At 66.5% G+C, this 25,838-nt stretch carries 23 protein-coding genes, 1 tRNA gene and 1 pseudogene; 11 read left to right on the forward strand and 14 right to left on the reverse strand.

All coding sequences use genetic code 11. The features are described from left to right. Positions 1–3: 3 nt before the first annotated feature. The gene (gene dapA / locus NA4_RS06315; protein WP_067465286.1) at positions 4–903 is read right to left on the reverse strand and encodes a 4-hydroxy-tetrahydrodipicolinate synthase; all 900 of its coding nucleotides are present in this window, start codon (positions 901–903) and stop codon (positions 4–6) included. 70 nt (positions 904–973) lie between these two features. On the opposite strand from dapA, the gene NA4_RS06320 reads away from it, so the two are divergent. Together NA4_RS06320 and NA4_RS06325 are read left to right on the forward strand one after the other, a co-directional pair. Then, a complete protein-coding gene (locus tag NA4_RS06320) occupies positions 974–1,891 on the forward strand; it encodes a LysR family transcriptional regulator (RefSeq protein ID WP_067465289.1) in 918 nt (305 codons plus the stop codon). A gap of 103 nt (positions 1,892–1,994) precedes the next feature. After that, entirely contained in the window at positions 1,995–2,429 is a 435-nt protein-coding gene (locus tag NA4_RS06325; protein WP_157128838.1) for a hypothetical protein, read from the forward strand. 9 nt (positions 2,430–2,438) lie between these two features. Here the strand turns inward: NA4_RS06325 and NA4_RS06330 are convergent, their stop codons facing one another. After that, complete coding sequence (locus tag NA4_RS06330; RefSeq protein ID WP_067465295.1) at positions 2,439–2,711, reverse strand: LuxR C-terminal-related transcriptional regulator; 273 nt, start codon at positions 2,709–2,711, stop codon at positions 2,439–2,441. A gap of 267 nt (positions 2,712–2,978) precedes the next feature. Here NA4_RS06330 and NA4_RS06335 point away from each other — a divergent pair, with 267 nt between their 5' ends. After that, a complete protein-coding gene (locus tag NA4_RS06335; protein ID WP_245671145.1) occupies positions 2,979–4,247 on the forward strand; it encodes a TetR/AcrR family transcriptional regulator in 1,269 nt (422 codons plus the stop codon). Positions 4,248–4,264: 17 nt separating this feature from the next. Here NA4_RS06335 and NA4_RS40100 read toward each other — a convergent pair whose 3' ends face one another. The 3 genes from NA4_RS40100 to NA4_RS40105 form a co-directional block, all read right to left on the reverse strand. After that, positions 4,265–4,423, reverse strand: coding sequence for a hypothetical protein (locus NA4_RS40100; RefSeq protein ID WP_157128839.1), 159 nt, complete (start codon positions 4,421–4,423; stop codon positions 4,265–4,267). A 417-nt stretch (positions 4,424–4,840) separates the two neighbouring features. Beyond that, positions 4,841–5,527 (reverse strand): PAS and ANTAR domain-containing protein, encoded by a 687-nt coding sequence (locus NA4_RS06345; RefSeq protein WP_067465301.1) that lies wholly within the window; start codon positions 5,525–5,527, stop codon positions 4,841–4,843. A gap of 167 nt (positions 5,528–5,694) precedes the next feature. Next, positions 5,695–5,865, reverse strand: a complete 171-nt coding sequence (locus tag NA4_RS40105) for a hypothetical protein (RefSeq protein ID WP_157128840.1) — start codon at positions 5,863–5,865, stop codon at positions 5,695–5,697. A 254-nt stretch (positions 5,866–6,119) separates the two neighbouring features. Here NA4_RS40105 and NA4_RS06350 point away from each other — a divergent pair, with 254 nt between their 5' ends. Both NA4_RS06350 and NA4_RS06355 read left to right on the forward strand, forming a co-directional pair. Next, entirely contained in the window at positions 6,120–6,632 is a 513-nt protein-coding gene (locus NA4_RS06350) for a DUF2231 domain-containing protein (protein WP_067465435.1), read from the forward strand. 31 nt (positions 6,633–6,663) lie between these two features. Beyond that, positions 6,664–7,077 (forward strand): hypothetical protein, encoded by a 414-nt coding sequence (locus NA4_RS06355; protein WP_067465305.1) that lies wholly within the window; start codon positions 6,664–6,666, stop codon positions 7,075–7,077. A gap of 26 nt (positions 7,078–7,103) precedes the next feature. Here the strand turns inward: NA4_RS06355 and NA4_RS06360 are convergent, their stop codons facing one another. The 7 genes from NA4_RS06360 to NA4_RS06390 form a co-directional block, all read right to left on the reverse strand. Beyond that, entirely contained in the window at positions 7,104–8,708 is a 1,605-nt protein-coding gene (locus NA4_RS06360) for a carboxylesterase/lipase family protein (protein ID WP_067465308.1), read from the reverse strand. Between the two features lie 294 nt (positions 8,709–9,002). Beyond that, positions 9,003–13,430 carry a type I polyketide synthase gene (locus tag NA4_RS06365; RefSeq protein ID WP_067465311.1) on the reverse strand — a complete coding sequence of 1,476 codons (4,428 nt, stop codon included), beginning with the start codon at positions 13,428–13,430 and terminating at the stop codon, positions 9,003–9,005. Beyond that, positions 13,427–13,693, reverse strand: a complete 267-nt coding sequence (locus NA4_RS06370) for an acyl carrier protein (protein ID WP_067465314.1) — start codon at positions 13,691–13,693, stop codon at positions 13,427–13,429. Before NA4_RS06370 ends, NA4_RS06365 begins: the two co-directional genes overlap by 4 nt. Before the next feature lie 30 nt (positions 13,694–13,723). Then, positions 13,724–15,388 (reverse strand): fatty acyl-AMP ligase, encoded by a 1,665-nt coding sequence (locus NA4_RS06375; RefSeq protein ID WP_067465317.1) that lies wholly within the window; start codon positions 15,386–15,388, stop codon positions 13,724–13,726. A gap of 360 nt (positions 15,389–15,748) precedes the next feature. Then, positions 15,749–16,099 carry a hypothetical protein gene (locus tag NA4_RS06380; protein WP_067465320.1) on the reverse strand — a complete coding sequence of 117 codons (351 nt, stop codon included), beginning with the start codon at positions 16,097–16,099 and terminating at the stop codon, positions 15,749–15,751. 79 nt (positions 16,100–16,178) lie between these two features. Next, positions 16,179–16,586: a PIN domain-containing protein gene (locus tag NA4_RS06385; protein WP_067465323.1), complete on the reverse strand. Its 408-nt coding sequence runs from the start codon at positions 16,584–16,586 to the stop codon at positions 16,179–16,181. 154 nt (positions 16,587–16,740) lie between these two features. Next, complete coding sequence (locus NA4_RS06390; RefSeq protein ID WP_067465326.1) at positions 16,741–18,393, reverse strand: S8 family peptidase; 1,653 nt, start codon at positions 18,391–18,393, stop codon at positions 16,741–16,743. Between the two features lie 300 nt (positions 18,394–18,693). Here NA4_RS06390 and NA4_RS06395 point away from each other — a divergent pair. Beyond that, positions 18,694–18,767, forward strand: a tRNA-Pro gene (locus NA4_RS06395). Between the two features lie 537 nt (positions 18,768–19,304). Here NA4_RS06395 and NA4_RS06400 read toward each other — a convergent pair. Both NA4_RS06400 and NA4_RS44025 read right to left on the reverse strand, forming a co-directional pair. Then, a complete protein-coding gene (locus NA4_RS06400; RefSeq protein WP_084496854.1) occupies positions 19,305–20,993 on the reverse strand; it encodes an N-6 DNA methylase in 1,689 nt (562 codons plus the stop codon). 135 nt (positions 20,994–21,128) lie between these two features. Then, positions 21,129–21,254: pseudogene (locus tag NA4_RS44025) on the reverse strand (IS701 family transposase); the annotation flags it as partial. 55 nt (positions 21,255–21,309) lie between these two features. Here NA4_RS44025 and NA4_RS06405 point away from each other — a divergent pair. The 5 genes from NA4_RS06405 to NA4_RS06425 all read left to right on the forward strand — a co-directional run bounded on the left by NA4_RS06405 (position 21,310) and on the right by NA4_RS06425 (position 25,834). Next, positions 21,310–21,537 (forward strand): DUF4158 domain-containing protein, encoded by a 228-nt coding sequence (locus NA4_RS06405; protein WP_281179979.1) that lies wholly within the window; start codon positions 21,310–21,312, stop codon positions 21,535–21,537. Positions 21,538–21,796: 259 nt separating this feature from the next. Then, positions 21,797–22,246, forward strand: a complete 450-nt coding sequence (locus NA4_RS06410) for a helix-turn-helix domain-containing protein (protein WP_067465335.1) — start codon at positions 21,797–21,799, stop codon at positions 22,244–22,246. 150 nt (positions 22,247–22,396) lie between these two features. Beyond that, the gene (locus tag NA4_RS06415) at positions 22,397–23,650 is read left to right on the forward strand and encodes an aminotransferase class I/II-fold pyridoxal phosphate-dependent enzyme (protein ID WP_067465338.1); all 1,254 of its coding nucleotides are present in this window, start codon (positions 22,397–22,399) and stop codon (positions 23,648–23,650) included. Positions 23,651–23,652: 2 nt separating this feature from the next. After that, complete coding sequence (locus tag NA4_RS40110; RefSeq protein ID WP_067465341.1) at positions 23,653–25,110, forward strand: FAD-dependent oxidoreductase; 1,458 nt, start codon at positions 23,653–23,655, stop codon at positions 25,108–25,110. Next, positions 25,103–25,834, forward strand: coding sequence for an SDR family NAD(P)-dependent oxidoreductase (locus tag NA4_RS06425; protein ID WP_169810987.1), 732 nt, complete (start codon positions 25,103–25,105; stop codon positions 25,832–25,834). The genes NA4_RS40110 and NA4_RS06425 overlap by 8 nt, the downstream gene beginning before the upstream one ends. The last annotated feature ends 4 nt before the right edge of the window (positions 25,835–25,838 follow it).

Here is a 25,838-nt window from a genome sequence, read left to right on the forward strand (position 1 = left end):
GCACTAGCGATTCGCCATTCCTGGTGCCGAGAATTCCGCGATCGCCGTCAAGGCCGCTCGTGTCGCACTGTCGCTCGCAGGCAGCAGAGGCAATCGGACCGCCGGACTCGGAATGCGGCCCTGCGCCGCGAGCACCGCTTTGATGACCGTCGGATTGGGTTCGGCGAACAGCGCGGCCGATAAGGGCGCGAGCCGGTGTCCGATCGGCCGGGCCGCCTCGACGGGTCCGGCGCGCCAGGCATCGATCAGAGCGGCGAACGATGCGGTGTGCACGACCGCCGAGGCCGCGATCGCGCCGAACGCGCCGAGAGCGAGCAGCGGTGCCGCGAAGCGGTCATCCCCCGCCAGCACCGCGAAGTCGGCCGGACGCGCACTCATCAGCGCGATCGTGGCGTCATCGATCGCGCCGACGGCATGTTTGAGGCCGATCACGTTCGGCAGATCGGCGAGTTCGAGCAAGGTCTCCGCGCCCAGTGGAAGACCGGTCCGGTACGGGACGTGATAGACGATCAGCGGCACCGGGCTGGCGGCGGCGAGTCTGCGGAAATGTTCGATGACCCCCGCTTCCGAAGGCCGGCTGTAGTACGGGACCACGGTGAGCGCAGCCGTGTGGTCGGCGTCGAGCCGCGCGAGAGCCTCGAGGGAGCCGGTCGTGGAATTCGATCCCGCACCGACGATCAGCGGCGCGTCGTGCTCCCGGCAGACCCGCGCGCAGATGCCGATCACTTGCGCGCGTTCGGAATCCGTCAGCGTCGACGGTTCCCCGGTGGTACCGAGCGCGACGATCCCGGTCGCACCGTCGGCGAGCACCTCATGGGCGAGTCGCTCCAGAGCGTCGGCGGCCAGCACGCCATCGGCCGCGAACGGCGTGATCAACGGTACGAAGAGACCTGCGAGCGTCATGCCACCAGCCTGACCGTACGAATACATCAGAACCAGTTCACATTGCTATTGCAGAACTTAAGCTCAACTGATGCTCGATGTCCGCAAGCTTCGCCTGCTGCGGGAACTCGCACACCGCGAGACCATCGCGGCCGTCGCCGAGGCACTCGCCTACACGCCGTCCGCCGTCTCGCAGCAACTCGCCGCGCTGGAACGCGAGGCAGGCGTGCCGCTGCTGGCGCGTACCGGACGCCGGGTGACGCTGACCCCGGCGGCCCTGGTCCTCGTCGAGCACACGGAGACGATTCTCGCCGTGCTCGAGCAGGCCACCGCCGAGCTGGCCACGGCCAGGACAGAGTTGACCGGAACGCTGCGCATCGGAGCATTCCCCACCGCGGTGCGGACCATTCTCTCGTCCGCGCTCGTCGCCCTGAGCACCGCGCATCCCCGGCTGGAACTGCGCGTGACCGAACTGGATCCGGCGCTCGCACCCGACGCGCTGCGGGCCGAGACGCTGGATGTCGCGCTGATACAGGAGTACGACTACGTCCCGGTCGCCGCCGACCCCGCCCTGCACAGCGAGCCGCTGTTCGAAGAGATCGTCTACCTCGCCGCACGCGGCACGGACCCGCTCGCCGCGCACCGCGAAAGCCCTTGGATCGCAAGCACTCCCGGCACACTGTGCCACACAATGACCGTGCGAGCCTGCGAGGCGGCCGGGTTCACCCCGCGCATCCGCCACCATGCCGACGACTTCGGCACCGTGCTCGCGCTGGTCGCCGCAGGACAGGGTGTCGCACTGGTCCCCGAATTCGGCGCGGGGGAATGCCCGGCCGGGGTCGTCCTCGGCCCGCTGCCGACGCGGCGAAGGACCCGCCTGGCCTATCGACGTGGCACCGGCAACCATCCCGCAGTGCGCGCCGCGCGGGTAGCGCTGCGCGAATCGGCGGGACGTTCGCATCGGCTATCCCCTGATCAACCGATACCGCCGCACCGGTCCGCGGTCTAACGTCCGTGGCAACACTTCGCATCGACTCGGCATCGCATGCGAGCGATCGTCGCTGAAACGCACAGAGTCCCAACGCCGTCGGCTTGACGGAAGGCGTGAAGTCATGACTCGTCAGGAAGTCTGTTCGATTATGGTGTCCGCCTCGGACCTGGGCGAGTTGATCCTCGCCGTGCACGCGGCGGCCGAGCAGCCGGGATTCGGGTCGGCGCGGCGCTTCCGTTACGGCAACGTCGTCGGAATCGGCAGACCCAGCATGCGGGATCTCGCCATCGAGACCGTACGCACCGGGCACCACGCCGGGCATCCGATCGCCGCGCTACGCGTGGTCACCCACCACCGGATCTCGGTGGACGTGGTCTTCGAGCTGAATGGAACGCGTGCGTCGGCGCAATTCCACTGCGCGACAACAGGCTCGGCAGAGCTTACCGATACCGCGACCTCATGGGCCGAATTCCTCGCGGCCACCACGTCGGCGGCGCTCACCGCTGCCGACGTCGCGGCCCGGCTGCGCCGCCGGGACGCGAACAGCGCGGAATGAGGTCTCCGATCACAACTGATCGATGCTGATGAGTTCGTCCTGTAGAGCTCGTGCCACCAGAGCGGCCTTCGTCGGGGCCGGACGGCCGACCGCCGCGTACTTGTCCCGAATACGTGACAGGTGGGTATTGACCGTGCCGAGCGAAATATAGAGCCGACGGCCGACTTCCGCCTTCGAATCGCACTCGAACCAGCCGAGCAGGACTTCGACCTCGCGACGGCTGAGCGACGGACGCTCGGGACAGCGATTCACCTCGTCGCGGCGATCGGCTGGGACACCCACGGGGGCTCCATTTCTTCTGTTACTGATGCCGAGTCCCGGACTCGTTCAAGGCAATTCGATAGACGTTCACTATGTAATCGCTGGACGTCCGCCAGGTCACTCCGCGCGCCGGACCACCGGGACTCGGATGAGAGCGAAGAGTCTCAATCGACGCCGTAACGGCGTGGCCGCTGCACCGGATCAACTCATCGACAGGTCGCGCGCCGTGCCGCGACGCAGGGGCATAGCAGGGGCAAGGAGTAGCCGATTTCCACCGACGACCATGCCGTGATCGAGCTCGTGCGGACCGGCCTCGATTTGATGATCGAGCAACCCGGCAAGCTTCTCGACGGCGGCCTACGCAGCGAGGACGTGATCAATCGCGCGAACTGTTCGCACGCCACGTTTTACCGGAAGTTCGCCACGAAATCGCGGTACCTCGCGGCGGTACTGGACCAGCTCGTCGATACCGCGCCTGCGCTGCCCGCCGATATCAGAACGCACGTGCGCGTGGCATTGGCAGCCGCGGGCGGCGACCGGCGACGAGCGCTGCGCATGCTGGTGCACGACCATTTCGAGCAGGTCTTCGACAACGCGGCCGGCACGCGCAGGCTGCTGGCGACGGCGCTCGGCCCGACCGACCCGCGGACGACGCGGACGATGCACTCCGCCTATCGCCGCGGCGACGAATTGATTCTGCAGATCTTCGAGGTTCTCTTCGCCCAGAGCGGCGCGACATTGCGAAAGCCGCTCACGGCCAAGAGTTTCTGCGTCGTGCTGACCGCTCTGCTGGAGGGCTTCCTCATCCGCCACCGCGCCGAACCGGAGGCGGTGACGGCCGAACTGGTCGCCGACGCCATCCTCGCGGTGCTCAACGTGGCCGTCGACAGTGCGCAACGGCACGGGCACATCGATGACGCGATGACGGCGATCGAGGCGCCCCGGGGCACCCCGTCCAGCCTGCCGAACGAGCCGCGGGCCGCCCTGCTGACCGCGGCAAGGAGCGAATTCACCAAACGCGGCTACTTCATGGCGAGCATCGAGGTGATCGCCGCCGAGGCGGGCGTTCCGCTGGATGCGGCCCTGCGCATCTTCCCGACCAAGGCGCACGTCATCGTGGGTGCGCTCAAGTCGGCACACGAGAAGCTTGGCCAGGGCATCGCCGACGACATCGCGCTGGACCAGGACTTCGCCTCGGTGGTGGAGCACCACTTCCTGCGTTTCGCACGCCTGGTCGCCGACGAACGCGCGTTCATGGACGCGCTGGTGGCCGTCGTCGCCCACGACACATACGGGGAACCGGACGGACTCATTTCGGTGGAAAGCGAATTGAACTTTCCCGCCCTGCTGGTTCCGGTGATCGAACACGGACAGCGCGACGGCACGTTCGCCGACAACCAGCCCGCCGCGGACCTGGCCGATCTGCTGACCAATGCGCTGCTGCTGCGTTGCTTCACTCGCCGGGCCGCCAGTCCGGAACAGAACGCGTCCTTCGTCTTCATGCTCGCACTCAATGGACTGGGCAACGCGTCAGCAACCCGCCGACCGGCGCGCTGAGGGTTTCGCCGGGCGGGTCAGTTGCGGCTCGGGTAGGCGGTCGAGATGTGGGGTCGGGTGATGCGGCGGTGGGCCATGACCTCGGCCCACCAACCGCTCAACGGGCTGGGGTCGGGCCACACGATGGGATCTCGATCGTCGTCGTCTGCGACGCGCGCTTCGGGCTTCTCGATCACGATGACGTTCCTCTGCGCTGAGCGGTAGGTGCGGAGGGCCCTCGTGTTCGCGCGGCGCCGGTGGTTCGCGACGAATCGCTTCGAATCGGCTGGTCGTCGAGCAGCGCGGGTTCCTCGCCCGTGGGTCGGACGACCACGCTGTCGTTCCGATATATACCACCAATACCACGCGGAACGCAGAACAAACCGATCTTTCCGGTTTTCGACCAGCGGCGTCGACCCCGAACCCGATGATCGGCCCCGGCGGCGGACAGCATGGCGTGCGAGATGCGCTGGGCGACGAGGCGCTGCCGGTGGCCGCCCTGGCGACCGATGCCACGATCACCGTGGTGGACGACGCCATCGCACTGCGCGACGACGTCGGCGCCCTGCCGCGGCACCGCCCGAGTCAGGCGACCCGGATCGGACCGCCGAGCGTCACCGCTTCGGAACGCGTTCGTGGACGGTCAACAGCAGGTGGTCGAAGACGGTCTGGACCTCCGGTGGCGCCGGGGGCACCCGGTCGATCTCGGCGATGATCTGCGCGGCCAGGTCACGAATCTTGACGTTGGTTTCCTGCGAACGCCATTGCAGGACGTGAAATGCCTGGTCGGCGTTGATCCGGTACACGCGCATCAGCACGCCCTTGGCCTGCTCGATCAGCGCACGCGACTCGACCAGTTTCGGCAGCGTGTCGTCGAGCAGGTCCTGCCGTTCTTCGGCGATGGTGGCGGTCAGATCGATGTAGTAACCCGCGGTGCCGACCACGGTGCCGTTCTTGTCGGTCAGCGTGTCGCCGAGCACGATAACGTGATGTACCGACCCGGCGGTGTCGATGATGCGGTGGCGGCTGCAGAACGGTTCGGCGTTGCGGACCGACTTCTCGATCGCCTCGGCGACGTGCTCCCGATCCTCGGGATGCTTGTGTGCGAGTAGCAACTCCGTCGTCGGCGTCACCGAGCCCGGCGCGTAGCCGTGCATCGCGGCGACTTCGTCCGACCACTCCCACCGCCGATCGCCGAACCAGAAGCGGAAACTCCCCGCGGTTTGGGGCGTGCCCGCCCCGACCACCCGGGCTACCGCTCCTTCGGCCGTGTCCACGGTCGGGTCGCCCGGTTCGTTCATCGCGTGAGTGCGCTCCTAAGCTCCTGCTGGGGCTATCAGTGTAGTCCCGCCTCCGCGGCACGCTGGGGCACACGCTGCTGCCCGGACCGGTATCACGATCATGCCATCGGACCTTCTCGGCCGAGGTGCGATGAACCGGTTCTAACTGCCCGTCACCAGGCTCGGCGTCAAGAACCGGGTCGTGCATCCCGGCCCTCGCCGGTAACAGGACCGTTGCGGCGATCAGATGAGCGTTCCGGTGGACGCGGATAGACAACGGTCGCCTCGAGCACTCCGCCCCGAGCGTATGCGGCGATGAACTCCGGCCACCCGCGCTGCGGGGTTTCCGAAGGGGACATGTTTTCACCTCCTTCCGATGTCCCTGTAACACAGGGGATTTCGGGAAGAAGGCGGCGGGCCCCTGGCCCGAGCATCAACGCCCCGACCGTCCGCAGGCGGCTCCCGTCACGCTCGGACGATCGCGTTGATCGATGACCGCCGAACTCGGCCGACGCCGATCGTGATATCCGAGGTGCAGTGGGTATTGCCGGGACGTCGGTCGCCGCACTGCGGCGACACCGCAACGCGCCATTCGCCCAGTTCGGAGGTTGTCGTGACCAGCGATCTGCAACAGGCCAAGCGCCCGGTGAGCGCGGTGCTGGCCGGCCCCTACGGGCACCCGTTCCATCCGATCTTGGTGACCGTGCCGATCGGCGCGTGGGTGGCCGGCCTGGTGTTCGACATCGGCTCCCTGGTCGTGGACGAGCCGGACTTCCTCGCTGAAGGCGCGCTGTGGCTGATCGCGATCGGCGTGCTGGGTGCACTGGCCGCGGCGGCGATCGGGTTCCTGGATCTGCTGGCCATCCCGAGCGGTACCCGGGCGTTCCGGACCGGGCTGCTGCACATGAGTCTGAATCTCGCCGTCACGATCGCCTTCGCGATCGGTTTCCTGTGGCGACAGGCGGGCGATGGGCCGCGTGGTCCGGTCGCCCTCGGCCCGTTGCTGCTGTCCGCGGCAAGTCTCGCCGTGCTGGGGGTATCGGGCTTCCTCGGCGGAAGGCTCGCCTACCACTACGGCGTCCGAGTGGCCGACGAGGCCAGCCAGGCCGCCGGCTTCCAGCGCTGATCCCTATTCGTTCGGATCGAAAGGAATCGTCATGGCCATCGCGGCATTGATCACCTGGCTGCTGACCGCGGCGGGCGGTTTCGTCCTGCTCGCCACCTGGATCTCGAAAGGTGCTACCCGTCAACCCGGCACGACCCAGCTGCCGCCGCCGGTCGTCTTCGGTCACTTCATCCTCGCCGTCGCCGGTTTGATCGTCTGGCTCATCTATCTCTTCGCCGACGAAGTCGCGCTCGCGTGGACGGCGTTCATCCTCCTTCTGCCCGTGGCCTTGTTGGGCTTGTTCATGTTCGCCCGCTGGCTGCCCGGATACCGTGCACGGGCCACATCCGGCACGCCGGAGACCGCCGAGAGCCACTTTCCCGTTGCGGTCGTCGCGGGTCACGGCGTATTCGCGGTCACGACCGTGGTTTTGGTGTTGCTGACGGCTCTCGGGGTCGGTGCGTGATCGACCGCCGATCCCGTGCCCCGGAGTCAGCCCGGAAGCTGGGACCAGAAGCCGCACCTGTGCCTGGCGGCGAAGTCGTGGGACATGGTGCTGCCGGTCGCGCGCATGAGCAGCACCGCACCGTCGGCTTGATCACCGGATTCGGGCCAAGCAGACCATTCGGGTAAACCGGGTCCGTTCGGGTCGCCGGTGTGGGCGAAGGTGGTCCACCATCGCTGCATCTGCCGGGCGAAGGCATCGGACGCCCCGGTCCACGGGATCGGCACGCCCATCAGACCGGTGAACAGGTAGGGCAGTTCGGCGGAATGGAAGGCGCCCGGCAGCACCGGATTGGCGTCGCCGAATGGCGCCTGGTCGAATTCGTACTGCCACAGGGGATGTCCGGTATCGCGGGCCACGCGGCTGGTGAAGAGTGCCGGGCAGGCGAACAGTCCGTCGGTGATGACCGCGGATTGAGCGGCCGCGGGTGCGGGATAGCGATCGAGGGGGTATTCGGCGAGTACTCGATCGGCGTAGGGGCCGAATTGCTGGCGGACGTAGCGTTCGTAGCTTGCGGCATCCGGGGCATGACCGCGCGCGTAGTCGGATTCGGCGACGAACAACGCCCCTTCATCGCCGTTGCTTCCGATGATCAGGGGTATCTTTCGGTCGTCCACTTCCAGGGCGACGTCGAGCGTGCGCGTGACGACGACACCGTCGATGCTGGGCACCCAGATGGGCACCGGCCCGTCGAATTGGACGGTCGGCGAATCGAGGAGTTTCGCGGCGGGCAGCGTCCGCAAACACGCCAATTGGGTCGCGGGATCACCGCATCCGACGCTTTCGGCATAGCGCTGCGAGCGCGTGAAGGCATCCGCACGGGTGCCGGGGACCAAGGGCGACTGTGCGCAGGATCCGCTTTGGACGATGGCCTTGTGGTAAAGGCCGTCGGAGCCGGGTGCGGCCAAGTGTGTGCAGACGCTTCCGCCACCGGCCGATTCACCGAAGATCGTGACGTTGCCGGGATCGCCACCGAAGGCGGAGGCGTTGTCGTGCACCCACCGCAGGGCGGCTTGCTGGTCCTGGATGCCCACTGTGCCGGTGGCTCCATCCGACTCCGCGGCCAGTTCGGGTAACGACATGAATCCGAAGGGCCCGAGACGGTAATTGGGCACAGCAACGATGACGCCGCCTTCGGCGACCATTCTGGAGGGGGCGTCGTATTGGCTGTTGGAACCGGTGACGTAGCCGCCACCGTGGAAGAACACCATGACCGGCAGATTCCTGTCGCGTGCGTCCTCGGGCACGTACAGGTCGATGGTCAGGCAGTCTTCGCTGGTCGGCCCGGTCGGCGGTGTGCCGGGCAGATATCCGTTCTGCGGGCACAGCGGACCGTGGTCGAGGGCAGGCCGGACGCTCGGCCAGGGTGCCGGGGGCCGAGGTGCACGGAACCGCGCGTCGCCGCCGGTGGGTGCGGCAAACGGGATACCCAGATACTTGACGACTCCCTCCGCCGCGAACCCGGAGATCTCGCCGCCGGTCACGACCACGGTGGGTGGCGCCGACGCGCTCGCGGGAGCGGGTGCAACCGCGCACGAGAGGCCGATTACCGCGATCCCCGAGATCGCGGATCGCTTGATCGAGCGAATCATTGCTGCCGGGTACCTCCGATGCGGTCGCTACGGTCGGCAGCAGCGACCTTCATCAGGCGCCCACACCCGAGGCAACGACGTCGGCGATCGGGTCAGCCGCAGCGCGGACAAACGGTCCGACAGGACCGGATGGGCTGCGGCCAGCATGATCCGCCCTCATCGCCCGCGGCCATCAGCCCAACCACAAGCCCTCGGCCAGCCAGGCGCATGGCATCTCCGACAGATGCTACAGCGGGCCCAGCGCGTCGACGCGCACCGCGCAAGCTCGGCGATACTCGCGGCCGACGCCGCCGATCAACTCTCCGAAACCAGGGAGAGTTCCTCGGCGAGGATCTTGACGGTGTCGCGAATCTGGTCTTCGGTATGACAGGCGGTGACGAAGAACCGAAGGCGCGCAAGGTCTTCCGGTACCGCCGGATACAGGATCGGGTTGACGTTGACGCCTCGGCGCAGCAGTGCGTTGGACAGCTTCAGCGTTTTCAGCGAGTCGCCCACGATGCACGGAATGATCGGTGTGTCGTGGCTGTCGCCCGTGTCGATCCCCGCTTCGCGGGCCAGGCGCAGGAACAGCCGGGCGTTGCGCCGCAGACGTTCGAGCGGCTCGCGATCGGCTCGCAGCTGCCGGATCGCCGCCGCCGAGGCGGCCGCGTTCATCGGCGTCATACCGACGCTGTAGACGAATCCGGGCGTCGTGTATTTCAAGAAGCGGATCAGCTCCGCACTGCCCGCGACGTAGCCTCCGCAGCCGGCGAGCGCCTTCGACATGGTGCCGGACCACAGTTCGACATCGTCGCGATCGACATCGAAGTACTCGCCGATTCCGCCACCGCCTTCGCCCAGCACGCCGACGCTGTGTGCCTCGTCGATCATCAGCAGCGCCTTGTGCTTCTTCTTGATCGCGATGATCGCGGGCAGATCGGGAATATCGCCGTCCTGGCTGTACACGCCCTCGATCAGGATCAGCACCCGCCGGTACTGATGCCGGATCTCGGTGAGCAGCCGGTCGAGCGCGGCGTGGTCGTTGTGCGGGAACGGCCGCCGCGTCGCGCCCGACAGCTTGCAGCCTTGCAGGATGCTGTCGTGCGCCAACGCGTCGTGGATCACGAGGTCTTCCGGTCCCACCAGGTGGCCGATGATCGTGACGTTGGTGGAGTGGCCGCCTACGAGCGCGATGGCGTCCTCGGTGCCGAGCAGGGTGGCGAGTTCGGCCTCCAACTCGCGGTGGACCGGCTTCTCGCCGGAGAGTATCCGGCTGGCCGAGCACGAACTGCCGTAGCGCGCCACGGCGTCCTGGACCGCCGCGACGACGGCCGGATGGCCGGACAGACCCAGGTAGTTGTAGCTGGAGAAATTGATCACCGGTTCCCCGTCGATCACCGAGGTGTCTCGGGTGACCCCGTCGTTGACAAGGAAGTAGGGATTGGACAGACCGAGGGCTTCCGCGCCGGAAAGCCGGTCGGCGATCGCCTTCACCTCCGCGAAGTCGGCGATCCGGTACTCCGCCTCGACGGCGGCGGGCCTGGGTTCGGACGCGCTCGCAGCCGTCGCGCCCGGGCGCACGGCGGGCGCGCCGGAACCGGGTCCGCCGACCTGGCCGATGACGTAACCGATCACGTCGCCGAGCGTCGTCGTCCGCGTGAACCAGGTGGGGTCGATGCTCAGTCCGGGCAGCTTGCGGATGAGTCCGGCGAACAGGTCGGTCAGCATCAGCGAATCGAATCCGAGGTCGTCGCTGAGTGTTTGCGCGTCGCGGAGTCGATCGACGGGGAATCCGCTCACCCTGGACAGTTCCGCGCGGACCACACCGGCGGCCGCGTCCGGGGCGAGGGCCGTAGGCCCCGGGGCCGTCTGCGGGGCGACCGACTGCGGCGCCGCCATCGCTGGCACGGCCGCTTGCGACGCGACACTGTTCCCCGTGCCTGCCACCAGGCTCGCTAGCACCGCGTTCTGCTCGCGGAAGAATGAAATCACTTGGTCCATGGTGGTTTCCTCGGTGTGGGCGGAAGTCGAAGGGAGGGTGGGGGGTTCGACCCAGAACCGGTGCTCGGTGGAGAACTCGTACACCGGCAGGCGACGGCGCACGCGGTGTGCCGGTTCATAGAGCTCGTCCCAGTTCGGGTCGAATCCGTCGCGGTACAGCGCGGCCAGTGTCTCGGCCAATTCGTTGCCCGTCGCGGCGGGCCCCGGACTGGGTACCAGGCAGCGCGCTGCCAGATCGGGACGAATCCGGCCGACCAGAGCGGCGAGCACGCGGCGCGGACCGACTTCGATCACGTGCGTGGGACCGGTTCCGAGAGCGGCCTCGACAGCATCGCCGAAGCGGACCGTGGCGCGAACGTGTTCGGTCCAATAGGCGGCGTCCATCGCCTCGTGTTCGTCGAGCAGGCGGCCGTGCACGGTCGAGTAGATCGGAAGAACCGGAGCACGATAGGTGCATTCGCGGGCGACCGCCTCGAACTGCTCCAGCATCGGCGCCATCAGCGGACTGTGGAATGCGTGGGAGACGTTGAGCTCCTTGGTGCTCACCGCACGCGCGGCGAGCGCGTCCCGAATCCGGCCCAGCGCCGTGGCCGCACCGGAGAGCACGAGCTCTCCGGGTCCGTTGACGGCGGCGAGCGCGACCTCCGGTTCGCCCGCGAGCAGCTCGGCGATCTGTTCGGTGCCCGCGCGCACGGCGAGCATCGCGCCGTTGTCCGGCAGCTGTTGCATCAGCGCGCCGCGCGCGACAACCAGTCGGCAGGCGTCGTCCAGGTCGAATACCCCGGCCACCGCGGCGGCCGCGAATTCGCCGATGCTGTGACCGATCAGCCAGGCGGGCCGGACGCCGGCGTCGGCAAACGACTTGGCGAGCGCGTACTCCATCGCGAAGATCGCCGGTTGCGCGAGTTCGGTCCTGTCGATGTCAATGCGCGACCGCTCACTCCATCGCTGAGTGTCGATGCGCGACCGCTCGCTCCATCGCTGAGTGTCGATGCCCGACCGCTCACTCCATCGCTGAGTGTCGATGCCCGACCGCTCACTCCATCGCTGAGTGTCGCCGCTCCGGTCGAGCAGCAGATCGCGCACCGAACGGCCGAGGTGGGCCGTCATGGCGTGGTCGACCACCGCGAGGGCACGCCGGAACAATGGGCTCGCCGCGTCCAACGCCCTGGCCATTCCCGCGAATTGCGAGCCTTGGCCGGTGAACATCCAGCCGACGTTGATCGCTTGCGCGACACCGCATTCCAGGTCGCCACGCAAACGTGCGATCGCGTCGTCGCGGTCGGCGGCGACGATCGCGAGCCGGTGTGCGCCCGACGCCTTGGCGCGATTGCTCGTCCAGCAGAGCTGTGCGAAGTGATCCGGCGGCACCGCTGCCAACGACTCGGCCAAGCGATGCGCGTTGCGCCGCAGCCCTGCCGCGTCGTTCGACGACAGGGTGAGCACGCCGCCGCCGGACAACGAGGGAGATTCCGTCTCGGGTGCGCTACCGAGCACGATGTGGGCATTCGTGCCACCGATGCCGAAGCTGCTGACACCGCCGTACGCGGGCCGCTCCAGCGACATCGGTTCGGCGAGCAGTCGCAGGCCGTGCTGCGCCATCCGCAGCCGCGGGTTCTCCTGGTCGGCGAACCTCGACGGCGGAACCACACCGTGGTGCAGCGCGAGTGCGACCTTGATCAAGCCCGCGACGCCGGCAGCGCCCTCGGTGTGGCCGAGATTGCCTTTGATCGAACCGATTCCGCAGGGACGCACCCGGTTCTTCCCGTGCAACTGCCCCAGCGCCTTGACTTCGATCATGTCGCCGAGCACGGTGCCGGTGCCGTGCGCCTCGAGGAAATCGACGTCCTCGGGCCGGACCGCGGCCCGATCGCACGCCGCACCGATCACCTGCTGCTGTGCCCAGCGGTTCGGTGCGGTGATGCCGTTGCTTCGCCCGTCGGAGTTGACCGCGCTGCCCTTGATCACCGCGTAGATCGGCAGGCCGGCGGCCTGCGCGTCGGCGAGCGGCCGCAGCACGAGCACGGCTACCCCCTCGCCGCGCACGATTCCGTCGGCGTTGCCGCTGAACGGTTTGCACCGCGCGTCCGGCGCGGAGAGCCCTGCCTGGGTGTAGAACACACCGACGGCCGGGGTGAGCACGAGATTGACGCCACCGGCGATCGCCTGGTCGCATTCCCCGGAAGCCAATGCCGCGCAGGCGAGATGGATCGCCACCAGCGAGGACGAGCAGGCAGTGTCGACCGCGATGCTCGGCCCCTTCAGGTCGAACTGGTAGGACAGCCGGTTGGCGGTCATGAAGTACCCGTTGCCCGAGCCGTGCTGCGGCGTGATCGCGGCATAGTCGCTCATCTGCAGGTTGGCCCATTCGTTGGCCATCACCCCGACGAAGACCCCGGTCCGCGAGCCGGCCTCGCCGCGAGGGTCGAGGGTGGCATCCTCGAAGGCCCGCCAGGTGGCCTGCAACAGCAACCGCTGTTGCGGGTCCATCGCCTCGGCCTCGCGCGGAGTGATGCCGAAGAACTCGTCGTCGAACGCATCGGCATTGTCGATGAAGCCGCCGCTGCGGGTGTTGATCGTGCCGGGCGCACCGGCCGGGTCATGGAAGTCGTCGGCGTTCCAGCGGTTCGCCGGAACCTCGGTGATCACGTCGCGTCCGTCGATCAGCAGCTGCCACAGCGCTGCCGGATCGGGTGCCTGCGGGAATCGGCAGTCGAGGCCGACGATGGCGATGTCGGTCATGCGGCCAGGGCGAATTCGGCCGCGATATGAGCGGCGATGTCGGCGATGGTGGGGTATTCGAAGACCAGAGTCGGATCCACTTCCAGCGACCACTGGTCCTCGATCTCGCCGCACAGGTTGACCGCCGACACGGAGTCCAGGCCGAGCTCGGCGAGCGGGACCGCGGGATCGATCTGGTGGGGTGCGCGTTCGGTGTAGTCGGCCACGCGCTCCACGAGCCAATCCTCGATGGTTGCCGGGCGGGTGACGGTGGTGCTGAACATGTTTCGGCTCCTCAACAGGGTATGGACGGGTCAGGCGGTCAGTGCTCGGCTCAGCGCCGGTTCCAGATCCTCGAGCAGGACGCTCTCGAGGCGCTCGGCGAGGAACGACTCCCGCATCGAGCTGCGCTGGACCTTGCCGCTGGTGGTGCGGTGCACCGATCGGGGTTCCAGGAGAACGACATTCGGTGCGGCGATGTCGAATCCGCGAGCGACGGCGTTCTTGATCGCCGAGGACAGCTCGGCGAGCGTTGTGCCGCCTTGCAGGGCCGTCTTCACGCCCTGTAGCACGACGAGCCGCTCCCGGCCACCCGCGTCGACGGACACGGCCACACCGGCGGCGCCGAGCGCGGGGTGCAGATCGCGTACCAGGTCTTCGATGTCCTGGGGATAGATGTTGCGGCCGTTGATGATCAGCAGATCTTTGCTGCGGCCCGTGACGAACAGCTCGTCATCGTGCAGCAGTCCGAGATCGCCGGTACGCAGGAAAGGCCCCTCGGCGCCGATATACGCGTCGAATGTTTCGCGGGTCGACTCGGCACGGTTCCAGTAGCCCGCCGCCACACTGTCTCCACGAATCCAGATCTCGCCGACCTCGTCCTCCGGAAGCTGCTGCCGCGTGTGCGGGTCGACGATGCGGATCTCCAGACCGGGTACCGCCCGACCGCAGCCGACAAGCCGGGTCGCGCGGCCGACGTCCAGGTAGACGGGCTCGGCGGCGATGGCTCCGGCGCTGGCCATCAGCGTCACCTCGGCCAGCCCGTAGGCAGGCCGCATCGCGGTGCGGCGCAGACCAGCGGGCGCGAAGCGCTCCAGCACCGCCGCGATCGTCTGTTCGCGAACCGGCTCGGCGCCGCTGAGCGCGACTTCGAGGGTGCTGAGGTCGAGTTCGGCCACCTGCTCATCGGTCACCCGGCGAGCAATCAGGTCGTAGGCGAAGTTCGGTGCGGCGGTACAGGCGGCGCGGTAGGTGCTGATGGCCTGCAGCCAGCGCACCGGACGCTTGAGAAAGGTCGTCGGCGCCATGAAGACCAGGTTCGCTCCTACGTACAACGCCCCGAGCAGCGAGCCGATCAAGCCCATGTCGTGGAAGTGCGGAATCCAGCTGACTCCCGTACCGGCATCGTTCAGCCCGATCGAGGCGATGGCGGCTTCGTTGTGCATGAGGTTGCCGTGCGTCACGACGACGCCCTTAGGGGTACCCGTCGAGCCCGAGGTGTATTGGAGGAAGGCGATGGTTCCCGAGTCGATGCCGGGCATCCGCCAGTCGTCGGGGTCACCGAGCGGACCATCGGTCGCGGCGACGATCTGGCTTGTCGCGTCCGCGACCAGCGGCTGGACGTCACTGGTGGTGAGGACCAGTTCCGCGCCGGAGTCGGCGATCACGCCGACCAACCGCTGGGTGCTGCGCTCGTCGTGCGGCAAAGGCGCGGGAACGGCGATCACGCCCGCGTACAAGCACCCGAGAAAGGCCCGCAGGAACGCCAGCCCGTCGTGGTAGAGGAGCACGACCGGCTGCGCCGATTCCGGACGGTCGGCCAGCCAGGCGGCGACAGCCCTGGCGTCGCGGTCGAGCTCGAGGTAGGTGACGACGTCCTCGGTGAGTTCTCGCCCGGCTTCCCGAAGGTAGGTGTAGGACCTGGTGTCCCCGTAATCGAAAATTTGCTGCCTTACGTGGTGAACGTAGCTCGGCTGCATCTCGTGGTTCCTTAGTAGCGGCGGCGTTGGTGTCGGCTACTACTGTCCGCCGTCTACAACCGCGCAACCAGGAACCTCAGGGATCGTCCAGCAAACCCCGGGTGGGCCTGATCCCACCCTTGGGTGTGTAGTCTGCGCGCGTCACGTCGCCGGGCCGTCATCGCGCTGAGCACTCTTAGTTGCTTAGCGAAAGCACTTCTCGTCGCATGACGCGGATCTCGCACCGGCGAAGAACAAAGACCCAGCGCTGCTCGACTGAGCATCCACGGTTCGGGAAGCCCACCCTCGCCGCGGCCGAGCACGACGAAAGCCTGCTCTAGAGAGGCTGCGGATTCCGGACGCCGCGGTACCGGACAATGCTCAGTGCGGCGGCCGCTCGACGGAGCGGAGGTCGGCGCCCGAGGCCGAGGCAATGGCGAGAGCCAGACAGCGCAACTCGCCGGGGATCAGCACCGCTCGAATGGTGCCCTGGAAACACTCCAGCATGGACCCGTCCGACCACCGCACGTCGTAGCGGTACCAGCAGCGTCCGTCGCTGCGACCACGCTGGATATCGCGTTCGGTCCGGACGGCCAGTTCCATCAGCGCGGCGGTGACCTGGCTCGGCCGGCCCGCGCTGGCGATCTTCCACCACGGCTGGCCGAAATACCCTGGCTCGGAGATCTCGACCAGGTACAGCAGAGGCATCCCCACAGCGTCGGAGGCGGTCATACCGCACAGACTGCATCAAATCGGACTGGACGAACAGGTGAAACGCCGAATGTGTGCTGAGCCGCGACATCTCTGATCGCTACGACCCGATGCGGTCCAGGAGCCAGCGAGGACCGACCGTGGTCGCCCCGATCGCCTCGACACGGTCACGGAGCCCCCGATCCGCCGTCACGACCGTGATCGGACGATCGCCGCCCTCCGCGAGCGCCGCGGCTACGACACCGACTATCGCGTCATCTCCCGAACCGTCCGCCCGCACGATATGGAGATCAGCGAATTCCGGGTCCGGCGAAGTGACCGCGGCCTTCGCCGCCCCCTCCAGCACGACGACCAACTCGGCCGGTTGCTCCAGGCGCTCATCGAGCCTGGACATTTTCGTGAGCAGTCGCCGTGCCGCACCGGCCCGATCGCGCCACCATCCATCGGGCCGCGAGCCGATGACATTCGCGGCGTCCACCACGATCAGCCGATCGTTGTCCTGCCTCACCTACTCGGTCTTTCCCGGCCAGCAGCCGAGGATCGCGCGCGACCTGCCGCGCGACAGCTCCACCCAGCGCCTCCCTCGCATGCTCCCGCGCGACCTGACGCCTGTCATGCGGGTCGGGTCGGCGCGCAACATAGTCGCACCCGCATTCGGTGGTTCAGTGCACCGGCAGCGGGCTGGGCACCGCCGGCCGGGCCGCTCGAACCGCGGTGAGCGCGTTGAGCCGGCCGTAGCCGTACTTGTCGCTGTGCCCGTCCGCACCGTAGCGGCCGCCCTGCGGATCGATCTTGTCGCAGGCTCCTTTGAGCAGATCCTTCACCTCATGCCAGGCCAGATCCGGATTCACCGACAACACCAGAGCCACCACACCGGCAGCTCCCGGGCACGCGCTCGAGGTGCCGCCGAAGTCGTTGGTGTAATTGCCCGCGCCATCGCCGGAGTCGGGATCGCCCGGGTTGTAGCCGTCCCGGCCACGCCGGTCGACCGTCCAGATGCCCGGCGTGCGCGGGGCAGGATGCCCGAACTGTTCGTGCTCGAAGTCGCTGCTGGGGAACGCGCACCACACCGCCTTTCCGAAATCGCTGTAGACGCTGCGTTTCCCGGTGTCATTGCAGGCCGCGACGGCGATGACCTTGGCGAAACTGGCGTAGCCGTCGTTGTCGACGGACTCGTTGCCGTTGCCCGCCGCGAACAGCACCACACAACCCTTGCCGCCGCGCCCGGTGGTGACGGCGTGTTCGATGGCCAACCGCGTGCTCGCTGGCAGCGGCACCACCTTGTTGTGCAGCGAGTCGTTCGGCCGGAACCAAGCGCCGTCCGGCGGACCCCAACTGCACGAGATGACGTCGGCACCGTGATCGGCGGCCCACTGGAAGGCACGCGCCTCGGCTTGCGATCCGAGGCCCGAGGCGAGCCGGATCGGCATCAATGCGGCCTCCGGCGCCACTCCCGACGCCCCGGCCTTGCCGTTCGCGCACGCCACACCCGCGCATGCGGTGCCGTGGTTCTCGCCGTTGTCGGGGCCGGTGCCGAACACGTCCTTGGGGCGCGGATCGTTGATCTGCAAAGTGACGTCGCGCGGCGCGACCACCTTCCGGCCACCGGTGAACTCGGGATGGTCGATGTCGACACCGTCATCGATGATCGCGATCGTCACCCCGGCGCCGCGTGTGACGGTGTGCGCCGCTTCCACCCCGGCGTGCGCGTCGACCGCCGCGCCGTCGACCATCGTCTTCTTCAGATGCCACTGCTGCGGGAAGATCGCCTTGCGGGAACGGCGGCGGATCAGCTCCGGGTGGCAGTACTCGACGTCGTCGCGGCTCAGCAGCGAATTCGCGATATCGAACACCCGCTGACCGGTGCCCTCCGGCGCCGCGGTGAAATACGCGTTGGTCGCATACTCGACCACCTCTTTCACCCGCAAGCCCGCCGTCGCCAAGACATCGAGACAATGCTCGTGATCGACCCGGTCGACGAACTTCACGAAGATGTTCTCGGTGTACAGCACCGGCTCATCGGTACCCGGGTCCACCAGCACGCGCCCGGCGAACCGCACTGCCGGCGCGGCGTTCAGCACCGGTTTGCGCTCCTCCACCGACGCCCCGGCAGGCAGCCGATACACCTCGACCCCCGCCTCCGGGTAGGCCTGCACCAACGTGGCGTCATCGAGTTCACCGGCCAGCGGCGTTCGCACCGACCCGCTCTTCCGCCGGACCCCGCGCCCCGCGTGGGTCCGCACCACGATCAGATCCGGACTCTGCTCCAGCTCGAAACCAGGATCGTCCTTCGTACCGAAATTCGCCGTAGGCACAGTGATCTCCTTCCCCGCCAACCGAACACCAGCATGAACCTAGCCCCGCCAACCACCCAAATCCCGAGTAGCGCGGTACTCGCTATTCGTGCTCGGCCCACTCCCCGGATGGTGCCCCACCCCTACCTGGCAGATGCCGCAGCACCAGGCCCACCAAGCCGCCTTCGACCTGCTTTTCGGCCCCCTACCGCTGCCCCACTCCCCCAACATGCAGCCACCTTGAACCTACTCTGACTAGGCGATTAGCCCCCTCCCCGGCTCTTGCGGTAATCTCTTCAAGCGCCCGCGGAGCGGACGCAACGGGCTGTGGCGCAGTTTGGTAGCGCACTTGACTGGGGGTCAAGTGGTCGCAGGTTCAAATCCTGTCAGCCCGACACAGGAAACCCCTTCCGACCAGCGTCGGAAGGGGTTTCCTCGTTCAGCAGAGGGCTCAGGATTCGACCCATCTCACAGAAATCTCACGTTTTCGGGCTCTCCCCGTGCGCCCACGCTTCGAGCACGGCACGGTTTCGGGCACGTCGATGTAGTGGGTCTTGGCGACCTCGCGGATGTTGCCGAGCTGGCGCGCGGCTGCGGGCAACCTCGAGGACTACCGCCGCGAGATCTACGTCTTGGAGACGGCTGTTCGGACAACGAACACCCGCCGTCGATTGACCTTCTGCTGATCCGCACGCAACGATGCGGATTCCGTTCGGAAGATTGACATCAAGGGTTTCGGCGCTCAAAATCCCACACGAGGGCCACCCGAGTGGGGCAAACCGGACAGTGGGTCCCCGCGTGGCACGTAGGTTTGGTACTGGCAGCGTGTCAGCCCCACCAGTTGCGCACGACGTCGATCAGTCAGACGACCCCGTCGGCTATCGCGGACCCCGGCGGTCAATCGTGCGGCGCGTACCGAGGGATTCCGCCGACTACATCCCGTCGATCCCGACGACACCTGTGACCAATGCTTCTGCCAGCACATCACGCCCCTCTTCTTCAGCCCGAAGTGCCGCGCGCAGAGATACGATGCGCTGCTCGCGTTCTGCCAGCGCGACGGCGATCGCCCGCTGTTGTTCAAGTGGCGGCACGGGAATCTCGAGGTCGGCGAGTTCCCGAGCGCTCATCGTCGGCGCGACATGTTCCAAGGCGGTTGCCTTGATCCGGTCGCCGGTCCGCCGACAGAGCAGAAATTCGAGAAGGTAGCCGGAGTCGACCTCGACGCCCTCTCGGACGCGGATGCGGGTCAGATTGGAGTCGAACAGCCACTCGTTCATGTCTGCACCGACTATGGCAACATCCTGCACCTGTCCGGCTCGAACTGTGAGCAGATCACCGGCGCGCAGGCGGTATTCCGCGAATTCCTGGGCTACTTTCTCGGTGGTGCGGTCGAGAGCTTCGTCGAGGATGCGCCTGGTTTTGAGGCTGCTGGGTCTGAGCACCGGTACGTCCGCATCGTCACTCGTGGAGATCTGTGATTTGGTGAGTCGGCGCGTGCCCGCCTTGATCTCGCACAGCTCACCGAGTTTGCGTACTTTCCAGTTCGCTGGATACCCGGATGGCAGGATTTCCTCGCGCACGAACAGTTGCGGTACGGATCGGGGAGTGCGGACCTCCGCGAGCGCCGTCTGGGCCGAGTGAGCGGATTCGGTGATCCGCTGGAGGCGCACTTCGCCAGCGATCTCCTCGTCGGCTAGATAGGTGTGTGGTGTCAGCCGATAGTTCTGCGCCGCTACCGCGCTGACCGGTACCGCGACCACCCGTGCCGGCCCGATCGCGTGCTCGACTACGACGCTGCGAGATTCCCCCGGAGCCAGAGCGAAGGGATCCCGCACCAGTGCGGAGATCTGCTCCGCACCTGCGAGCACCGGCCGCTCACGCTCGCGCGTTTTGATCTTCAGCGAGGTCGCATCGACCATCACGATGCGCGCCTGGGGTCCTCGACGGCGTGGATGTTGCAGCACCCACACCGTCGTATCCACCGACGACACCGGGAACAGGTCCCTCGACAACCGGATGATCGCTCGAACTGCACCCTGATCCACCAGCTTTTTGCGGATCGATTGTTCGTCTTCATCCGATGACGCCGCCGCCGACACTGGCATGAGCACCGCTGCCCGCCCCTGCTCCGTCGTTGCTTTCAGCGCGGCCTGCAGCCAGGCGAAGTTCGCGTTGCGCTCCGGCGGCGCACCGTAGTCCCAGGTGAGATCGGCTGCTCCCAGCACCCGGTTGAAGGGGGGGTTGACCACCACCGCGTCGTTGCGGCGCTTCGGTGCCCGCCACCACGGTTCGGTGGCGGTGATATTGCTCGAGACCCGATGCCCACGCATGATCAGCGACATCCGCACCCGATGCATCCTCTGCGGATCGTGACCGGACACCTCGACGTCGACCCCCTGACCAGAGCCGGCCTCGGCGACAGCACCGACCAGTTCCCCGTGCCGGCAATACAGGTCGGCCACCGTCACGAGCATCTCTGATGCGGGTATGACACATCCGGCCATCAATTCCGCCACCGCCCGCGGCGTCGGATAGGTCGACGCCTCGCGCCCCTCGGCGGCGGCGAGCTCACGGTGGATCGCCTCGTATCCCCGCACGCCCAGTCGCGCAGAGATTTTCACTAGTCGGCGCGTTACGTCCTGCCGCGCCTGCTCCAGTCGCGGCAGCCGTGTTCGGTCCTTGAAGTCCTTGACGGATCACCTGTTGCGGAAGTGGCTGTCCGATACGGGGTTTCGCGGCAGTCGATCTACGTGCGGAAGGCCAAGTACCAGTCCGGCGGCCTCGACGCGCTGCGCCCGCCCCCGCGGCTCCGAACGCACGAACCGACCCCCGATCCGCGACATCAACGAAACCAACTCGGCCACAACACGATCCAACACCACACAACAGATCTACCAGCACCAACTAACGCAGGTGTCGTTGCAGTACTAGCGCCGGATTCCGGCCGGATGCGCCACTACCCCCGGACCGAAAGCGATGTTCGCCGGCGCGGTCGACTGGCTGCGTAAACGCCAGGCGTTGCTGCCGGGTCTGCGCACTCTGGAACGGTTGGTCACCGATGGGCGGCAGGCCGCTGATCGGCGGTTGTGGGGTCAGCTGACCGATCAGCTGAGCGCCGGTTCGGCGTCGGCGCTGCTGGCGTTGCTGGTCAAGCACCAGATTTGAGGCGCGATCGCGCGAGTCGATAACGTTCGCAGAACCTCCCTGGAGATGTCGGTAATGACAACGCGGTCCCGCGCGAATCCGGAACGTGGGCAGCCGAATAGGTCGATCGACCGATGCCGGTGTGCCGTTGTGGGATCAGCATGGGAAGCGACTGATACTGGCCCGATCCGTAAGGGTGCGATGATTCCCGCCGCCGAGCGGCCCGCCGGATGGCTCGCGCTCGACCAGCACCTGGGGGGGAACCGTCTTGAGCAGGCGAATGAGCGATTTGACGCCGCATGTCTCCGCACGGCACAGGTTCGGTGCCGAGGTACGCCGACAACGCATCCAGCATGGATTGTCGCAGGCCGAGCTGGGCCGGAGGATCTTGCACAGTGCCTCGACGGTCGCCAAAGTCGAGACCGCCCAGCGCTGGCCGAGCCAGGACTTCGCCGAGCACAGCGATTCGGTTCTCGAGACCGGCGGGGAACTCCTGCAGCTATGGCACGAGGCGCAGCTCGAACGCACCGACCAGCAGGTCGCCCCGCCGAGGTCGGTCGTGGAGCAGCATCTTGTGGAAAACCACCCGGAAATCGAACCGTTCACCGAGTTGCTGTCCAGGCTGGTCATAATCTGGATGGACCTGCGCGGCACCGAAACCTGGCCGGGGGTCCGGACTCTGATAATCGCCCGGCTCGATGCCGCCCTGCGCCTCGAAGTGGAATGTTAACAGCCATTCGAAAAGGTCCAAATCGTGTACAGCAGCGCATTGTTGGACAGACATCCGGTCCAATTCCGAATATTGCAGCGGGCCAGCGGACCATGTTGAATCGAATATGTGACATCACCAGAGCTAATCCGCGACCGCCAAGATCGAGCAGTGCAACCACCTGGCAGTTCGAAGCTGCGGAACACACCGTTTGTCGTCAAGGAAGCGGCCGCCAACTACGAGCGTGCGATCAAGGCCAACCTGATGCAAGTGACCGTGCAGGGAAGAAACGGAAAACGCGTTCTGCTCCCCGACAATTCCGACGTCGTAGAGTTCGTCAACTGCTCGTACCTCGGGCTTGATCTGCACCCCAAGGTGATCGAAGCCTCGAAATCCGTCGACGAGCAGTGGGGAATGAATTTCTGCTGTGCACGCTCACGGTTTTCCATCGAGCCGCAGCGTCTCCTCGAGGAGGAACTGTCGGAATTGTATCGGGGCCGGGTGATCACCTTTCCGTCGACGACGACCGCGCATATCTCGCTGATGCCGCTACTGGCAAGCGGTGTGCTTATCGACCAGTACGAACCCCGCAAGACCTGCCTGATCTTCGACCAGTTCGCGCATTCATCCATGCAGTACCTGAAGCCGGTGCTGGCCGTCGAGGCGAGGGTCGAGACCATTTCGCATAATTCCCTCGAGGCGCTGCGCGAACAGGTACTGCAGGCGAAAGCCCGGGATGAGGTGGCGGTGTATATCGCCGATGGCATCTATTCGATGGGTGGCCTCTGCCCGGCCCGCGAGCTCCTGGACCTGGCCGAGGAACTCGACTTCTTCCTCTACATCGATGACGCGCACGGCATGACGGTTTTCGGTGAGCGCGGCGAAGGCATCTTGCTCAGCGAGATCGCGGGTGATGTCCCGGACCGGGTGATCCTCACCTTCTCGCTGTCCAAGGGTTTCGGCGCCTACGGCGGCGGGCTGTTGGTCGCCGGTGAATGGCGTGAGCGTCTGATCCGGTCCTACGGGCAGGTCTACTCCTTCTCCGCGGCGCAGACCTTCCAAGCGGTACATGCTTGCCGGGCCGTCGTCGACCTGCACAAGGACGGCACGATCGCCCGGCTGCAACAGACCCTGCGGGAACGCGTCACGCTGTTCGACGAGCTGATAGGCGAGCCACTGCCGTTCAGCCCGATCCGCATGGTGATGATCGGCGACGAGCAGGACGCCATTTCGGCCGGCGAAGAGATGCTGCGGCAAGGGTATTACGTCTCCGTTGTCTTCTTCCCAATCGTGCGCAGGCGATCCGCGCAGTTGCGTGTGTGCATTGCCGCGAACCACACCGAGGCCGATATCCGCGGTCTCGCGGCCGCGCTCAAACACGTTCAGGCGAAATATGCCAAGGCCCCAGCGATTTCGAGGGGCTGACCATGAAGCGCACGGAGTTGCATGTCGTCGTCGGCGCGGGGGTCGCCGGTTGCCTCGCCGCGATCACGCGCAGCCGCGCGGGCTATGCCGTCATCGTTCTCGAGAAGGAACGGGCGCGGTTCGCGGGGACGTACCCGGTGTGCACGCAGACCAGCAATATCGTCAGCGAAAACCACAGTGGCGCAGAGTATCCGTTCGACCCGCAGAGCGCCAGGGACTGTCTCGACGGCCGTATCGTGAACGATCGGTTCTTCCCCGAACTGATCTACAGCGGCAAGACCTACAGCCGCATCATCGCCTCGCAGAGCATGATGAACGACGGGCACGACATCGTCGGCCAGTGCCGAGCCAATATGGATGTCATCCGCTCCCATTACGGACAGCGCTGCCAGGAGGACCCGGCGAACGCGGTGTTCGGCGAGCCGTCCGCTATCTGCCGGGAGATCCCGGACGTCCCCGGCGTTCTCGACGTCGCGGCCGGATTCCTTACGCCGCAACGAGGAATGAACCCCGTGCTGGTGTCGACCGTCCTGGACTGGGAACTTCGGCAGTGCGGGGTCGACTTTCGCGAAGGCAGCACCGTCACCACCATCGACCGCCGCGCTGACGGCCGGTACCTCGTCGAATACACCTCGGCGGACGGCTCCGCGGAATCCCTGATCGCCGACCAGGTGAGCCTGTGCGCGGCGACCGCCGCCTTCGGGATGGCCAGGAAGCTGAACCCGGCACTGAACTTCCCCCGGCTGTTCATGGCGCTGCGGGAAATCCTCTATGTGGATCTGCCCGACGGCACGGACAAGAACTTCACCTGCCTGAAGCTCGAGGATTCCTACGGTGGCATGCTCAGCCCGCTCAACGAGCACTGCGCAATGATCTACCATCCGCCTGCCGCGCACATCATGAACGTCGTGATGAATCCGGAAACCTGCGAATTCCCGGTCGAATACAGGCAGTATCTCACCGCGGGCCATCCGGAAATGGAGGAGCGAGCCGCGCGGACCCTGACCAGGCTACGTGACTTCTATCCGGAGCTCGCCCGGTCGGAAATCCTCGGCACCTACCTGAAGGTTGCTATCAATACGGTCTCGGATTCGCGCATACGTCGCAACATCGGCGTGTTCGGCGTGCAGCCGGGCGCCACGATGACCGTTCTTCCCAAATGGACGATGTGCGTGGTGAATGCCAGGACCGAACTGCGCCTCGCGCTCGAGCACTCGGTCGTGAACGGAAACATCGAGGCCGGGGAGGTGGCCGAGTTGCTCGCCGCGTCGATCAGGAGCTGCTGGGAAACGAGTCCCGCCTGGGCGGATTCCGTCGGGGCGTGCACTGATCAGGCGCGGAAGCACGCGATCAACATGCGGGTTCCAGAGGTGCTGGCCCTGCGGTTCGGGAACCGCGCCGACTCGATCACCGCCGGGGGTTCCGGCTCGCCGGACGGAAATAGGGATATCAGTGAATAAGACGATTCTGATCACCGGCGCTGGAACAGGCATCGGCGCGGCGACCGCGCGCGAGCTGGCACCGGGAAACCGAATGATCTTGCACTACAACACATCCAAGGCCGAGGCCGTCGCATTGCGCGAAGAGTTGGCGCCATTGTGCGAGAGCGTCGATCTTGTCGGCGCCGATCTCACCACCGATATCGGCTGCGAGAACCTTGTCAATGAAATCGCCGGGCTGTTGCCGGCCCTCGACGTCCTGGTCAACAACGCCGGCGGAATGCTCGAGCGGCAGTCGGTCAAGGACCTTACGTGGTCCCACCTCGCCGACACCTTCGTGCTCAACGCCGTGTCCGCCATGCGGCTCACCAGCTTGTGCACTGGTTTGCTCGAGCGGGGCACGAATCCGTGCGTGGTGAACGTGACGTCGATCGCGTTGCGGCACGGCGCCCCGACCGCGACTGCGTACGGCGCTTCGAAGGCGGCTGTCGATTCCTTCACCAGGGGTGCCGCGAAGGAGCTGGCACCGAAGATCCGTGTCAACGCCGTCGCTCCCGGAATGATCGACACGCGATTCCACGCACGGGTCACGCCGCAGGACATGATGCGCCAATTCATCGAGAACACGCCACTCGGCCGTATCGGTGACGTCACCGATGTCGCCCGCACGATCAGATTCCTGGTGGAGAGCGAATTCATCACCGGCGAAACAATCGACTGCAACGGCGGATCCTCGATGCGCTGACGAT

This window comes from Nocardia amamiensis NBRC 102102 (genome assembly GCF_001612745.1).
Classification (GTDB): domain Bacteria; phylum Actinomycetota; class Actinomycetes; order Mycobacteriales; family Mycobacteriaceae; genus Nocardia; species Nocardia amamiensis.